A 13,209-nucleotide genomic window follows, 5' to 3' on the forward strand; every position below is an offset into this window, starting at 1 on the left:
AGCTCGCTCCCACATTTTTCCGAGACGTCCACAATACGGGTGCCCACCGCCAAACCCCTGTGGGAGCGAGCTTGCTCGCGATGGCGGCAGCACAAACATCCCTGGCCTCAAGACAACACTATCGTGGCGAGGGAGCTTGCTCCCGCTCGGCGGCGCAGCCGTCGTAAGCTCGCTGATGCGGTTTGTCTGTGGAAATGAGTTGTCTTTTTTGGGGCTGCTGCGCAGCCCAGCGGGAGCAAGCTCCCTCGCCACAGGGGTTAGCCAGATCCCCGCCCGCACAGGGGGTATAGATGAACGCGACAGTTCAGGCCCTGAACTGGCTGGGCGCCACGCCGCTCCAGCGCACAAAGGCATGGCGGAAGCTGGCGGTTTCGCTGAAGCCCAGTCGTTCGGCGATTCGATGGATCGGCAATTGGTCCTCGCAAAGCATCTGCTTGGCTCGTTCGAAGCGCAGTTCGTCCAGCAGTTCCTGATAGCTGCAGCCCAGGTCCTTGAGGTGCCGCCGCAAGGTGCGCGCCGAGCAGTTCATTTGCTCGGCCAAGCCTTCCAGGCCGGGGGCTGCGTTCAGTTGGGCGTCGAGCAACTGGCGGATCCTTCCTAGCCAGGCCTGGCGTCCGGTGAATTCGGTGTTCTGCCGGCGGCAGCGTTCGGCCATGGCGTGATGGGTGATGGGGTCGGCCAGGGGCAAGGGTTGTTCGAGCCAGTGGCGGTCGAAGGCAAACGCGTTATCGACGCTGTCGAAGCGCACCGGGCAATCGAAGAGTGCGGTGTAGCGCGCCTGGTAATCGGGCGCCGGATGTTCGAAGCGCGCAGCGTGCAAGGGCAATACATGGCCGAGGAGGTCATTGCAGATCACCTTCAGCGAAACCATGCAGAACTCGGCATTGAACACCGCCAGGGCCGGATTCTCCCGATAGTCGCTGGCGCTGAACGAGATGTGCTCGCCGTCATCGTCCAGGTTCAGCTCGAAGAGTGTTCCCAATAGCGCCGGATAGCGCAGTGCCAGGCGCAAGGCGTCACCTAAGGTGGCACTGGTGAGCAGGGCATAGCCGAGCATGCCGTAGGACGAAACGTGCATGCGCAGGCCCAGCTCCAGGCCGATGTCGCGCTTGAGGGCCACGGCGTTGGCGCAGACCTGCATCTCCTGGTTGGTGGTGATGCGCGTATCGGCCCGGCTCAGGTCCGCGGCGCTGATGCCGCTGCCGGCCAACAAGGCATCGCTGGACAGCCCTTCGTTTTTTAAGGTGCTCAGTACCAGCGAGACGGCGTTGAGGGTAGTGAGGTGGGAATGCAGCATGTCCGTTTCCAGCCTGGGGTAGGCTGGAGACGGAGCAAGTTATATGCCGGGTACTTTGGCATGACGTCGCTTTTGTGGCGAGGGAGCTTGCTCCCGCTGGGCTGGTCCGACGCTTCGGGCGAAGCGGCCCCCGAAAGCTTGCGGCCGCTGCGCGACCGAGCGGGAGCAAGCTCCCTCGCCACAAAAGCCCCTCACCACAAGTTGATGCAGGTTCGGATCAGCTCAGCTCGCCACACAGGTCCAGCTCTACCAGCCGCCGAACCTCTTCCACCGGCAGCCCGGCGCCAATCAACGCCTGCAATTTGCCGAACGCGGCCTCGCGGGTCATGCCGCCACCGGACAGCACGCCGACACCGCGCAAGCGACTGCCGGCTTCGTACACGTCCAGCTCAACGCCACCTTCATGGCATTGAGTCACCGCCACCACCACCACACCGCTGTCCCGCGCCCGCTCGAGGCTGGCGAGGAAGGCCGGGTTGTCGCTCGGCCCGGTGCCGCTGCCGTAGCACTCCAGCACCAGGCCCTGGATACCGCTGCCCAATAGACCATCGAGCACCTGGGCGCTGATGCCGGGAAACAGCGGCAGCGCCGCGATGTTCGCCAATTGCTTGGGCTGGTTGTAATTCAACTGCGCCGGCAGGGCCGGCGCCGGGGTGCCGCCGCCCTGGCGTTCCAGGCGCTTGAATGGGTGGCGACCGAAGCTGCGCACTTTCGCGCAACGGGTCGGCGCCAGCAGCTCACCGTGGAAGTAAAGGTGCACGCCCGGTGCCAGGCCCTGGCCGAGGGCGACCAGGGCACCGCTGAGGTTTTCCCAGGCGTCGCTGTCGGTCACGCCGGCGGGCAGCATCGAGCCGGTGAAGCAGACCCGCGCATGCAGGCCCAGCAGTTGGAAGCTCATCGCCGCTGCGCTATAGGCCAGGGTGTCGGTGCCATGCAGGATCAACACGCTGTCGCAGCCCTGCACATCCACGGCGTCGACCACCGCTTCGCGCAGTTGCTGCCAATAGGCTGGCGTCATGTTGGCGCTGTCGATCAGCGGCGACATCTCCCGGAAGCGCCATTGCGGTATGACGAGTTCGGGCTGGCTGTGCAGGTAGTCGCGCATCCGCGCTTCGAAACCGGATGCCGGGGCCAGGCCGTGGGCGCTGGCTTGCATGCCGATGGTGCCGCCGGTGTAGAGCACCATGACGTGCTGGGCGGCAGGGTAGGTCAAGGAATTCATGGTTGTTCTCCGAGGACGAAAACGGCGGCTTGGGTCAGCCGCCACAACATAAGGCCGAGCATGACGCCGACCTTACGCTGTGTCACGCCGGGCGCAGGGGATGCGCCCGGTTTTTTACATCAGCCTGCGGCTCAGCGTTGCGCTGCGGCCACGCCGGCAGTCGCGGCGTCAGGTTTGGCAACCGGTGCCGACGGGGTGGCTGGCCATGCGTTGCGGTCCAGGTCCAGGTCCGGGAACTTGCTGGAGTCGAACACAGGGACCTTGATGCCGGCCGCACGCTGGTCATCGTAGTCACGCAGGATGCGCATGCCGACCTTGAACAACAGGAACAGCGCGATCAGGTTCACGAACGCCAGCAGGGTCATGGTGATGTCGGCGAACGCGAACACGGTGCCGAGGTTTTCGATGGCACCCCAGAAAATCAGGACCAGGACCAGCGCACGGTAGCCCATCAGGACCTTGCGATTGTCACCGATCATGAAGCGCAGGTTGTTCTCGCCCAGGTAGTAGTTGTAGAGGATCGAGGTGAACACGAACAACGACAGGGCCACAGAGATGAATATCCGGCCCCAGTCACCCACGACCGCCGCCAGGGAGTTCTGGGTCAGGGCAATGCCGTCGCCTTCGAAACCTGGGGTGTAGAAGCCCGACAGCAGGATCAGCAGCGCGGTGCAGGTGCAGATCACGAAGGTGTCCAGGAATACGCTGAACGCCTGGACCACGCCCTGGGCGACCGGGTGCTCGACCGACGCGACGGCGGCAACGTTAGGCGCACTGCCCAGGCCGGCTTCGTTGGCGAACACGCCACGCTTGACGCCCATGACGATGGCGCTGCCGATCAGGCCGCCGAAGGCCTGGTCCAGACCGAAGGCGCTTCTGACGATGGTCGCCAGCATGTCCGGTACATGTTCGAACTGCAGCACGATCACGTAGAGGGTCACGCCGATGTACGCCAGGGTCTTGACCGGAACCAGCAGGTCGGCAACCTTGGCGATACGCTTGATCCCACCGATGAACACCAGGCCCAACAGCACCGCCAGGCCCAGGCCGGTGTAGGTGGTGTCAAAGCCGAAGGCGTTGTTCAGGGAGTGGGTGACCGCGTGGGCTTGCAGGCCGTTGAAGGCGAAGCCGAAGGTCACCAACAGCAGGAATGCCATGATCATGCCCAGCCAGCGTTTCTGCAGGCCGTGCTGGATGTAATAGGACGGGCCGCCACGGTACTGGCCTTCGGAGTCGCAGCGCTTGTAGAGCTGGCCGAGGGAGCATTCGAAGAAGCTGCTGGACATGCCGACCAGCGCGGTCACCCACATCCAGAACACCGCACCAGGACCACCGAGGGTCACGGCGATGCCGACACCGGCGATGTTGCCCGCGCCGACACGGCCGGCCAGGCTGAGCATCAGGGCCTGGAAGGAGCTGAGCTGGTCAGTGCTGCTTTTCAGGCTGTCACGGAACACCGTGAACATGTGGAAGAAGTGACGGAACTGGACGAAACGCGAGCGGATCGTGAAGTAGCCACCGAGCCCGACAATGAGCACGATCAGCACTTTCCCTGATAGGAAGTCGTTGATGACTTCGAGCATGAGTATTCCTCGCTGTTTTTTGTTTAAGCAAATGCTGGCCATTTGGAAACATCGCGTTACATCGGTCGGCGCGCGGCCTGACAGGTGAGGCGGAGTTTCGTCCCGGTCCATTTTCGCGGGTTTGTTATTAGTTCGGTTTTCGCATGTTTAAAGGTCTCGTTGCGGACGACCGCTCATGCGAAGAGGGGCGGCACTATACCTATCAGTGCGGTGCCCGTCTGCACAGTTGTGGTGCGTCCGACGAAGCGGACCCTTTGAAACACCTGGCCTTCCGGTCAGGTTCTTGTGGGGACGAGCCTGCTCGCGTTGGCTGGCGACGCGGTTTACAACGGGCAGCGCGTCGTCGTTTATCGCGAGCAGGTTCCTTCCCACAGATTCAGTCATCCTTGGCGGCTATCAATTAAAAAAAGGGCTTGGGGAAGATCCCCAAGCCCTCAAAAGGTGAGAGGTGTCTAGTCCCTCGACCTGGTGAGCGGTGGCCGTGTCGATCACGCTTTGAGCGGGACCAGACGCGGAGCAATCATGTTTTCCGGGCGCAGGATGTCGTCGAGCATGGCGTCGTCGAGCAAACCTTCTTCGCGCACCAGTTCCAGTACGCCGCGGCCACTTTCCAGGGCGATGCGGGCGATACGGGTGGCGTTTTCATAGCCGATGTACGGGTTCAGGGCGGTGACCAGGCCGATCGAGTGCTCGACCAGCTCACGGCAGCGCGCTTCGTTGGCGGTGATGCCGACGATGCAGTGCTCGCGCAGCATGTCCATGGCCCGTTGCAGCAGGCGGATCGAGTCGAAGATCTTGAAGGCGATCAGCGGTTCCATCACGTTCAGTTGCAGTTGGCCGCCTTCAGCCGCGATGGTCAGGGCCAGGTCGTTGCCGATGATCTGGAACGCCACCTGGTTGACCGCTTCCGGGATCACCGGGTTGACCTTGCCGGGCATGATCGAGCTGCCTGGCTGGCGGGCCGGCAGGTTGATTTCGTTGATGCCGGTGCGTGGGCCGCTGGACAGCAGGCGCAGGTCGTTGCAGATCTTCGACAGCTTGACCGCGGTGCGCTTGAGCATGCCGGAGAACAGCACGAAGGCGCCCATGTCGGAGGTGGCTTCGATCAGGTCGGCGGCCGGGACCAGCGGCTGGCCGCTGATGGTTGCCAGGCGCTGTACGGCCAAGGCCTGGTAGCGCGGGTCGGCATTGATACCGGTGCCGATGGCGGTGCCGCCCAGGTTCACTTCGGTGAGCAGTTCAGGCGCCAGGGTTTTCAGGCGCGCCAGGTCTTCGCTCAGGGTGGTGGCGAAGGCGCGGAATTCCTGGCCGAGGGTCATCGGCACGGCGTCCTGCAGCTGGGTGCGGCCCATTTTCAGGACGTGGCTGAATTCTTCACCCTTGGCCGCGAACGCCTGGATCAGGCTGTCGAGGCTGGCCAGCAACGCGTCGTGACCCAGCAGCAGACCCAGGCGGATCGCGGTCGGGTAGGCGTCGTTGGTGGACTGCGCCATGTTCACGTCGTTGTTGGGGTGCAGGTACTGGTACTCGCCTTTCTGGTGGCCCATGGCCTCCAGCGCGATGTTGGCGATGACTTCGTTGGCATTCATGTTGGTCGACGTGCCGGCGCCGCCCTGGATCATGTCCACCACGAATTCTTCGTGGAAATCGCCGCGGATCAAACGTGCACAGGCTTCACTGATGGCAGCGTGCTTGGCTTCGCTGAGCTGGCCAAGTTCGCGGTTGGCGTCAGCGGCGGCCTGTTTGACCATTGCCAGGCCGACCACCAGCTTCGGGTAATGCGAGATCGGGACGCCGGAGAGACGGAAGTTGTTTACCGCTCGTAGGGTCTGGATGCCGTAATACGCTTGCGCCGGTACTTCGAGTACGCCAAGCAGGTCTTTTTCTGTGCGGAATGATGCAGCGGAGGACATGACGGAAATCATCTCGATATGGACCCGGCCTGTGCCGGAACGCTGTGGATCCTAGGCTCTGGGGAAAAATAGGGCCAATGCTGTTAAACACTGGCCTATGCATATTCGGCATAATGCCGGTGTGACGCCGACGATGCGGCGAACGTGTGACCTGTTTTGGTGCGTGTAGGGAGGCGTGATGAATCTTGAAAGCAAATGGCTTGAGGACTTCAGTGCCCTGGCCGCTACTCGCAGTTTTTCCCAGGCGGCCGAGCGGCGTTTCGTGACGCAGCCGGCGTTCAGCCGACGCATCCGCAGCCTTGAGGCGGCGCTGGGGCTGACCCTGGTCAACCGTTCACGTACGCCCGTCGAGCTGACGGCGGCGGGGCAATTGTTCCTGGTGACGGCGCGTACGGTGGTGGAGCAACTGGGCGAAGTGCTGCGCCATTTGCATCACTTGGAAGGCGGGCAGGGCGAAGTCATCCAGGTGGCCGCCGCCCACTCCCTGGCGCTGGGCTTCTTCCCGCGCTGGATCGCGCAACTGCGCAACGAAGGGATGAACATCGCCACGCGCCTGGTGGCGACCAACGTCGGCGATGCGGTCCACGCCTTGCGCGAGGGCGGCTGCGATTTGATGCTGGCCTTCTACGACCCGGATTCGGCCATGCAGATGGACCCGGAAATCTTCCCATCGCTGCACTTGGGCCAGACCGAAATGCTCCCGGTGTGCGCCGCCGATGCCAACGGCAACCCGCTGTTCGACCTTGAAGGCGAGGCCAGCGTGCCGTTGCTGGCCTACAGCGCCGGGGCGTTCCTCGGGCGTTCGGTCAACCAGTTGCTGCGCCAGCGGGCGCTGCGTTTCACCACGATCTACGAAACGGCCATGGCCGACAGCCTGAAAAGCATGGCCCTGGAAGGTCTGGGCATCGCCTGGGTGCCGCATTTGAGTGTGCGCAACGAACTGGCCCGGGGCGAACTGGTGATTTGCGGCGGCACGCAATGGCATGTCCCGCTGGAGATCCGTCTGTACCGCTGCGCCCTGGTGCGCAAGGCCAATGTGCGGTTGTTGTGGCGCAAGCTTGAAGGCGGTGTGGCGCAGGGTGCTGTCGGATCCTGAAACCAACGCAGTCCCCTTTGTGGGAGCGGGCTTGCTCGCGAATGCGGTGTGTCAGCTCAGAAGGTGGCGACTGACACACCGCATTCGCGAGCAAGCCCGCTCCCACAGGGGATTTGTGGTGTTTCGACGCTGACCTGCGAGTCAATAAAACCGCCGCTTCAGCGCAAATGACAGATGGTCGGCGAAAGTGCGTTTAACGCACCATTTTCGGTATACTGCCCGGCCTTCGGTCGGTTCGCCCGGCCATCATTCGTACAACAAGCCACGCCGGTTTCCTGCGTGGCTTGTTGTTTTTTGACGCGCCTGCGGGCGCCCAGAGAGAAGAGGCACGACGATGAGTGCACTGGTTGGCGTGATCATGGGCTCCAAGTCCGATTGGTCCACCCTTAGCCACACCGCCGATATGCTGGAAAAGCTCGGCATCCCTTACGAGGTGAAAGTGGTCTCTGCCCACCGTACCCCGGACCTGCTGTTCCAGTACGCCGAAGAGGCCGAAGCGCGTGGCATCGAGGTGATCATCGCCGGTGCCGGTGGCGCGGCCCACCTGCCGGGCATGTGCGCGGCCAAGACCCACTTGCCGGTGCTGGGCGTGCCGGTCCAATCGTCGATGCTCTCGGGCGTTGATTCGTTGTTGTCGATCGTGCAGATGCCCGCCGGTATTCCGGTTGCGACCCTGGCCATCGGCAAGGCCGGCGCGATCAATGCGGCCCTGCTGTCGGCGAGCATCCTGGGCGCCAAGCATCCACAATTTCATACCGTGCTGAAAAAATTCCGCGCTGAGCAGACAGACAGCGTCCTGGACAATCCAGACCCACGCATTGCCTGAGGTTGTTGACGAATGAAGATCGGTGTAATCGGTGGCGGCCAGTTGGGTCGCATGTTGGCCCTGGCAGGTACGCCGCTGGGGATGAACTTCGCTTTCCTGGACCCGGCGCCGGACGCCTGTGCCGCGGCGCTGGGTGAACACCTGCGGGCCGACTACGGCGACCAGGATCACCTGCGCCAGTTGGCCGATGAAGTCGACCTGGTGACCTTCGAGTTCGAAAGCGTCCCGGCCGAAACCGTGGCCTTCCTGTCCCAGTTCGTGCCGGTCTACCCGAGCGCCGAAGCCTTGCGGATCGCCCGTGACCGCTGGTTCGAAAAGAACATGTTCAAGGACCTGGGCATCCCGACGCCGGCCTTCGCCGACATTCAGTCCCAGGCCGACCTGGACGCCGCCGTCGCGGCCATCGGCCTGCCCGCCGTGCTCAAGACCCGCACCCTGGGTTATGACGGCAAGGGCCAGAAAGTCCTGCGCAAGCCTGAAGACGTGGCCGGTACGTTCGCCGAGCTCGGCAGCGTGGCCTGCCTGTTGGAAGGCTTCGTGCCGTTCACTGGGGAAGTCTCGTTGATCGCCGTGCGTGCCCGCGACGGTGAAATCCGCTTCTACCCGCTGGTGCACAACACCCACAAGGACGGCATCCTCAAGCTGTCCGTCGCCAGCACCGATCACCCGTTGCAGGCCTTGGCCGAAGACTATTCCAGCCGGGTGCTCAAGCAGCTCGACTATGTCGGCGTGATGGCGTTCGAGTTCTTTGAAGTGGACGGCGGCCTCAAGGCCAACGAAATCGCACCGCGGGTCCACAACTCCGGGCATTGGACTACGGAAGGCGCCGAGTGCAGCCAGTTCGAAAACCACCTGCGGGCGGTGGCCGGACTGCCGCTGGGGTCGACCGCCAAGATCGGCGAAAGCGCGATGCTCAACTTTATCGGCAAGGTGCCGGACACCGAGAAAGTCCTGTCGATCGCCGATTGCCATCTGCATCACTATGGCAAGGCGTTCAAGGTCGGGCGCAAGGTCGGCCACGCCAACCTGCGCTGCGCTGATCGGGCCACGCTGGCCCAGCAGATCATCAAGGTCGAGACGCTGATCGCCGAGCAATAATCTGTCATACCGTTGGAACCATTCGTCGGCTAACCTCTCTCATGGCTAAGTGCCAAAACCTGATCGGGCTTTGGCTTAGCGACTCAATGAGAGGGGAAAGCCATGGGAATCATCGGAACCATTTTTATCGGCTTGATCGTTGGCCTGCTGGCACGCTTCCTGAAACCGGGCGATGACAGCATGGGCTGGATCATGACCATCCTGCTCGGTATCGGCGGTTCGTTGGCAGCCACTTACGGCGGCCAGGCCCTGGGCATCTACCAGGCCGGCCAAGGCGCGGGTTTCATCGGGGCCCTGGTGGGCGCGATCGTGCTGCTGGTGATCTACGGCCTGATCAAAAGAAACTGATCCAAATGCATCAAGGCCCCCTCTGCGTCGCGAGCTGAGGGGGCTAGAATGCTCGGCGTTTCACTTTTCATTCATTGCCGAGCCCTTTCATGCGCCGTCTAGTATTGACCCTTCTTCTGCTGGGCAGCGGCCTGGCCCATGCCGCCGAGCTGCCGGAAACCGACTGGCTCGAACTGATGCCCAAGTCGGACCAGAAAGCCCTCGAGGCCATGCCCGACATCGACCACAACTCCCCGGAAGCCAACGGCACCTTCACCGAAAAAGGTGGCCTGAAGCAAAGCAAGGGTTTGCCGGCGGTGATGTATTCGACCAAGACCGTGGCGGCGATGAACGACAAGCACATCCGCATCGGCGGTTACCCGGTGCCGCTGGAAACCGACGCCAAGGGCCACAGCACGCTGTTCTTCCTGGTGCCCTACCCCGGCGCCTGCATCCACGTCCCGCCACCGCCGCCTAACCAACTGGTGCTGGTGCGCTACCCCAAGGGCCTGAAGCTGGATGACATCTACACGCCGCTCTGGGTGACGGGCACGCTGAAGATCGAAAAGGTCGACAACGATCTGGCGAGTGCGGCGTATGCGTTGGAGGCGGAGAAGGTGAGGGTGGTGCAGGAGGCGGATCTATAAGCTTGGCGCGGACCCTTGTGGGAGCGGGCTTGCTCGCTCCCACAGGTTTATTGCGGTGGGGTTTAGAGCGGCTTGCTGCAAATGCTCACACCCAGGGTATGGCTGGCGTCCGGCAACAACGTCACCACATCCTCCATCACATTCGCCGTCTCGATGCACAGCATGCGCTGCCAGCCATCGTCGGCCATGTCGCTGAAGGCCTTGGCGCGTTCGATCCAGGGGTTCCAGATCACCGCCGAGCGCGAACCGCTGCTGGTCAGCTCGATCCGTCGTTGCCACTGCGGATCAACGATGCTCAGCGTCGGCGGGGTGTCGAGGTAGATACGGTCGGTCTCGCCGGTGAAATGCAGGTCGCCGGCCTGGGTGTGGGTGTTCCAGTCGTCGAGGGTCTCGATGTAGTTCAAGCCATCGACGCCTTCGACCTGCACGTTGCGCACGTCGCTCACGGCGAAGTAGCTGTGCAGCGCCTGGCTGAGGCTGACGGTTTCGCTGCCACGGTTATGGCTGGTGAGGCGGATGTGCAGTTGCGCGTCCATCACGATGGCCAGCGTCAGGTCGACCTGATGAGGCCAGCCCGCAAGGCCGTTTTCGGGATAAGGCAGCATGAATTCGATTTTCAGGCTTTCGCCTTCGGCCTCGATGCCCTTCAGTTCCCAATCCATCGCCCGCACCAGGCCGTGGGCGGTGGCCGGGTCATTGCTCACGCGCATGGCCTGCACGCTGTCGGGGTTGCGCGTCAGGTTGCCGAACCACGGCCAGCACACCGGCACGCCCGCGCGGATGCTCTTGCCGGCCTTGAATGTGGCCTGGTCGTTGAGCCAGATCAGTGGCGGCTGGCCGTCCACTTGATAACTGAGGATGTGCGCGCCTTGCTGGGCCACCAGCAACTCGGCCTGACCGTGGCGGATGCGCCAGGCGTTCAGTTCATCCAGTTTGACCGCGTCGACGTTGGGCGTAGGCATGTTGCAAATCTCGTTCGGTGACAGGGACTGCAATGGACCGCAAAACGGTCGCCGTGTTTAACGGGCGCGCGGCGGAACCGAGCGGGTACGACCGCTGCCGTCGATGGCGACGAAGACGAATACCGCCTCGGTCACCTTGCGCCATTCACTGGACAGCGGGTCATCGCTCCAGACCTCGACCATCATCTGGATCGAGCTGCGGCCGATTTCCAGCGCCTGGGTATAGAAGGACAACTGCGCGCCCACCGCCACCGGCACCAGGAACGCCATGCGATCGATCGCCACGGTGGCCACGCGTCCGCCGGCCACTTTGCTGGCCATGGCGGTGCCGGCCAAGTCCATCTGGGACACCAGCCAGCCGCCGAAAATATCGCCGAAGCCGTTGGTCTCCCGTGGGAGCGCGGTGATTTGCAGGGCCAGGTCGCCTTGCGGGATGGGATCTTCTTGTTCGAGCTCTATCATGCCGGGGGTGCCTCTGACCCGTAACGCTGTCTGGTACTTCAGGTGAATAGCCGTCTTCGTAAAAAACGATTCAGCCCGAACATACTGCGTTCGTCACGTTTTTCGTAAAGGCGTGCCAAAGGGAAACTCTGCGAAACCGGCTGATCTTGTACTACATCACCAACGACGTTTTCGCACAGCAACCCCTTACAGAGTACTGCAAGGTTGCGAGTATATCGGGCGATAGACGTCGAGACGACCACTCGGTTCTGATTTCGACTGTCAAATACGCGCCTCTATGTGCTTTTTCGAACAATTTGCTATCGTGCCGAACCTGCCCAGGCCCCAACCCGAGTTGCCAGGGTTGCAGAACCGACTATAAGAGAAGCCCTTGCCATGACCACTGCGCCTTCGAGCACGGCGACGCCCGCACAACCGGCACGTCCATTGACCCGCAACGATTACAAGACCCTGTCGCTTTCAGCCCTGGGCGGTGCGCTGGAGTTCTACGATTTCATCATTTTCGTGTTCTTTGCCACCGTGGTCGGCAAATTGTTTTTCCCGGCCGAAATGCCCGAGTGGCTGCGCCTGATGCAGACGTTCGGCATTTTTGCCGCCGGTTACCTGGCCCGGCCGCTGGGCGGGATCATCATGGCCCACTTCGGCGACCTGCTGGGGCGCAAGAAAATGTTCACCCTGAGCATCTTCATGATGGCCGTTCCGACCCTGATCATGGGGCTGTTGCCGACTTATGCACAGATCGGCATGTGGGCACCGATCCTGTTGTTGCTGATGCGGGTGATCCAAGGCGCGGCCATCGGCGGGGAAGTGCCGGGCGCCTGGGTCTTCGTTTCCGAACACGTTCCGGCGCGCCACATCGGCTATGCCTGCGGCACGCTGACCTGCGGCCTGACGGCGGGGATCCTGTTGGGGTCGCTGGTGGCAACGGCGATCAACAGCATTTATACACCGGTGGAAGTGGCCGATTACGCCTGGCGGATCCCGTTCCTGCTGGGTGGCGTGTTCGGGCTGTTTTCGGTGTACTTGCGCCGCTGGCTGCACGAAACCCCGGTGTTCGCCGAACTGCAACTGCGCAAGGCCCTGGCCGAGGAAGTGCCGCTGCGGGCCGTGCTGCGTGATCATCGCGGCGCCATCGCCATTTCCATGCTGCTGACCTGGCTGCTGTCGGCTGGCGTCATCGTGGTTATCCTGATGACACCGACCGTGCTGCAGACGGTGTACCACTTCAGCCCGACCGTCGCGCTGCAGGCCAACAGCCTGGCGATCGTGTTCCTGAGCTTGGGTTGCATTGGTGCGGGTGTGCTGGCCGACCGTTTTGGTGCCGGCCGGGTGTTTGTCTTCGGCAGTGGTTTGCTGTTGATCACCTTCTGGACGTTCTATCACTGCCTGTTCGACCACCCCGAGTGGCTGTTCCCGCTGTATGCCCTGAGTGGCTTGCTGGTAGGCACCATCGGCGCGGTGCCTTATGTCATGGTCAACGCCTTCCCGGCCGTGGTGCGCTTCAGCGGCCTGTCGTTTTCCTACAACTTGGCCTACGCGATTTTTGGCGGGTTGACGCCGATGATCGTGACCCTGTTGCTGAAAGAGAGCTCGATGGGGCCGGCATATTATGTGGCGGCCATCTGTGGGATCGGGATTGTGGTGGGCGGGTATCTCTGGAAGCAGGGGCGCTAGGCGGCGCTGCCCACCTAGGGCAGGTGTGTTCATTGTGGCGAGGGAGCTTGCTCCCGCTGGGTTGCGCAGCGACCCCGTGAGTGCTGCGCACTCAAGCGGGAG

Annotated in this window: 12 protein-coding genes; 6 read left to right on the top strand and 6 right to left on the bottom strand. The window is 62.6% G+C overall.

The features are described from left to right. Window positions 1-304: 304 nt before the first annotated feature. From HU767_RS19350 to aspA, 4 genes are all read right to left on the bottom strand, one after another. Window positions 305-1,297 (bottom strand): AraC family transcriptional regulator, encoded by a 993-nt coding sequence (locus tag HU767_RS19350; RefSeq protein ID WP_186730246.1) that lies wholly within the window; start codon window positions 1,295-1,297, stop codon window positions 305-307. Window positions 1,298-1,514: 217 nt separating this feature from the next. After that, on the bottom strand, window positions 1,515-2,519 hold the full coding sequence (locus tag HU767_RS19355) for an asparaginase (RefSeq protein WP_186730247.1): 1,005 nt from the start codon (window positions 2,517-2,519) through the stop codon (window positions 1,515-1,517). A gap of 131 nt (window positions 2,520-2,650) precedes the next feature. Then, a complete protein-coding gene (locus HU767_RS19360) occupies window positions 2,651-4,102 on the bottom strand; it encodes an alanine/glycine:cation symporter family protein (protein ID WP_186708254.1) in 1,452 nt (483 codons plus the stop codon). 488 nt (window positions 4,103-4,590) lie between these two features. Next, the gene (gene aspA, locus HU767_RS19365; protein ID WP_186708252.1) at window positions 4,591-6,015 is read right to left on the bottom strand and encodes an aspartate ammonia-lyase; all 1,425 of its coding nucleotides are present in this window, start codon (window positions 6,013-6,015) and stop codon (window positions 4,591-4,593) included. A 178-nt stretch (window positions 6,016-6,193) separates the two neighbouring features. Here aspA and HU767_RS19370 point away from each other — a divergent pair, with 178 nt between their 5' ends. The 5 genes from HU767_RS19370 to HU767_RS19390 all read left to right on the top strand — a co-directional run bounded on the left by HU767_RS19370 (window position 6,194) and on the right by HU767_RS19390 (window position 10,009). Beyond that, a complete protein-coding gene (locus HU767_RS19370; protein ID WP_186730248.1) occupies window positions 6,194-7,111 on the top strand; it encodes a LysR substrate-binding domain-containing protein in 918 nt (305 codons plus the stop codon). A gap of 334 nt (window positions 7,112-7,445) precedes the next feature. Further along, the gene (gene purE, locus HU767_RS19375; RefSeq protein WP_003196369.1) at window positions 7,446-7,937 is read left to right on the top strand and encodes a 5-(carboxyamino)imidazole ribonucleotide mutase; all 492 of its coding nucleotides are present in this window, start codon (window positions 7,446-7,448) and stop codon (window positions 7,935-7,937) included. 12 nt (window positions 7,938-7,949) lie between these two features. Beyond that, window positions 7,950-9,035 carry a 5-(carboxyamino)imidazole ribonucleotide synthase gene (locus HU767_RS19380; protein WP_186708248.1) on the top strand — a complete coding sequence of 362 codons (1,086 nt, stop codon included), beginning with the start codon at window positions 7,950-7,952 and terminating at the stop codon, window positions 9,033-9,035. Between the two features lie 102 nt (window positions 9,036-9,137). Next, window positions 9,138-9,383 (top strand): GlsB/YeaQ/YmgE family stress response membrane protein, encoded by a 246-nt coding sequence (locus HU767_RS19385; protein ID WP_003187057.1) that lies wholly within the window; start codon window positions 9,138-9,140, stop codon window positions 9,381-9,383. Between the two features lie 89 nt (window positions 9,384-9,472). Further along, window positions 9,473-10,009 (top strand): DUF3299 domain-containing protein, encoded by a 537-nt coding sequence (locus HU767_RS19390; RefSeq protein WP_186708246.1) that lies wholly within the window; start codon window positions 9,473-9,475, stop codon window positions 10,007-10,009. Between the two features lie 62 nt (window positions 10,010-10,071). On the opposite strand, the gene HU767_RS19395 is transcribed toward HU767_RS19390, so the two are convergent. Next, complete coding sequence (locus HU767_RS19395; protein WP_186708244.1) at window positions 10,072-10,971, bottom strand: D-hexose-6-phosphate mutarotase; 900 nt, start codon at window positions 10,969-10,971, stop codon at window positions 10,072-10,074. A 57-nt stretch (window positions 10,972-11,028) separates the two neighbouring features. Then, entirely contained in the window at window positions 11,029-11,433 is a 405-nt protein-coding gene (locus HU767_RS19400) for an acyl-CoA thioesterase (protein ID WP_003177184.1), read from the bottom strand. 375 nt (window positions 11,434-11,808) lie between these two features. Here HU767_RS19400 and HU767_RS19405 point away from each other — a divergent pair, with 375 nt between their 5' ends. Continuing rightward, window positions 11,809-13,107, top strand: a complete 1,299-nt coding sequence (locus HU767_RS19405; RefSeq protein ID WP_186708242.1) for an MFS transporter — start codon at window positions 11,809-11,811, stop codon at window positions 13,105-13,107. The last annotated feature ends 102 nt before the right edge of the window (window positions 13,108-13,209 follow it).

Source organism: Pseudomonas sp. SWRI179 (assembly GCF_014268705.1).
In the GTDB taxonomy this organism is placed as follows: domain Bacteria; phylum Pseudomonadota; class Gammaproteobacteria; order Pseudomonadales; family Pseudomonadaceae; genus Aquipseudomonas; species Aquipseudomonas zanjanensis.